Genomic DNA, 1,646 nt, shown 5'->3' with positions numbered 1-1,646 from the left:
TTGTCCGAAGACTCCGGGCCGGCTTCACGGCCTTAGCATCACCTGGTTCGACGTTGGCGCTTCAAAGCGGGTACGGGAATATCAACCCGTTGTCCATCGACTACGCCTGTCGGCCTCGCCTTAGGTCCCGACTTACCCTGGGCAGATCAGCTTGACCCAGGAACCCTTGGTCAATCGGCGCAAGAGTTTCTCACTCTTGTATCGCTACTCATGCCTGCATTCTCACTCGTATACCGTCCACGACTGGTTTCCACCGCCGCTTCACCCGGCACACGACGCTCCCCTACCCATCACAGCAGGCGTTGGCCCTATATGCTGCAATGACACGACTTCGGTGATGTGCTTGAGCCCCGCTACATTGTCGGCGCGGAATCACTTGACCAGTGAGCTATTACGCACTCTTTCAAGGGTGGCTGCTTCTAAGCCAACCTCCTGGTTGTCTCTGCGACTCCACATCCTTTCCCACTTAGCACACGCTTAGGGACCTTAGTCGGTGTTCTGGGCTGTTTCCCTCTCGACCATGGAGCTTATCCCCCACAGTCTCACTGCCACGCTCTCACTTACCGGCATTCGGAGTTTGGCTAAGGTCAGTAACCCGGTAAGGCCCATCGCCTATCCAGTGCTCTACCTCCGGCAAGAAACACGTGACGCTGCACCTAAATGCATTTCGGGGAGAACCAGCTATCACGGAGTTTGATTGGCCTTTCACCCCTAACCACAGGTCATCCCCCAGGTTTTCAACCCTGGTGGGTTCGGTCCTCCACACGGTCTTACCCGCGCTTCAACCTGCCCATGGCTAGATCACTCCGCTTCGGGTCTTGGGCATGCAACTCAGACGCCCTATTCGGACTCGCTTTCGCTACGGCTACCCCACACGGGTTAACCTCGCTACACACCGCAAACTCGCAGGCTCATTCTTCAAAAGGCACGCAGTCACGGCCCACCAGCAAGCTGGTGAACGACGCTCCCACGGCTTGTAGGCACACGGTTTCAGGTACTATTTCACTCCGCTCCCGCGGTACTTTTCACCATTCCCTCACGGTACTATCCGCTATCGGTCACTAGGGAATATTTAGGCTTAGCGGGTGGTCCCGCCAGATTCACACGGGATTTCTCGGGCCCCGTGCTACTTGGGAGATGAGCAAGCAAGCCGCACAGATTTCGTCTACGGGGGTCTTACCCTCTACGCCGGACCTTTCGCATGTCCTTCGACTACCTGTACGGTTTCTGACTCGCCCAGCCGCCGGCAGACGACTGAAGCTCATTCCCACAACCCCGCATTGGCAACCCCTGCCGGGTCTCACACCAATACGGTTTAGCCTCATCCAGTTTCGCTCGCCACTACTCCCGGAATCACGGTTGTTTTCTCTTCCTGCGGGTACTGAGATGTTTCACTTCCCCGCGTTCCCTCCACATACCCTATGTGTTCAGGTATGGGTGACAGCCCATGACGACTGCCGGGTTTCCCCATTCGGAAACCCCCGGATCAAAGCCTGGTTGACGGCTCCCCGGGGACTATCGTGGCCTCCCACGTCCTTCATCGGTTCCTAGTGCCAAGGCATCCACCGTGCGCCCTTAAAAACTTGGCCACAGATGCTCGCGTCCACTGTGCAGTTCTCAAACAACGACCAGTCACACACCCTCGA

General features: G+C 57.0%; 1 rRNA gene (running past one end of the window). It reads right to left on the bottom strand.

The features are described 5' to 3' along the window. Window positions 1-1,589: ribosomal RNA gene (locus ACFU7Z_RS38065) — 23S ribosomal RNA — on the bottom strand (it extends 1,490 nt beyond the left edge of the window). Window positions 1,590-1,646 lie beyond the last annotated feature (57 nt).

It is taken from the genome of Kitasatospora sp. NPDC057518 (genome assembly GCF_042802075.1).
Taxonomy (GTDB): Bacteria; Actinomycetota; Actinomycetes; order Streptomycetales; family Streptomycetaceae; genus Kitasatospora.
Note: the sequence above shows the minus strand (reverse complement) of the source record. Positions and strands in the feature narration are given on the sequence as shown.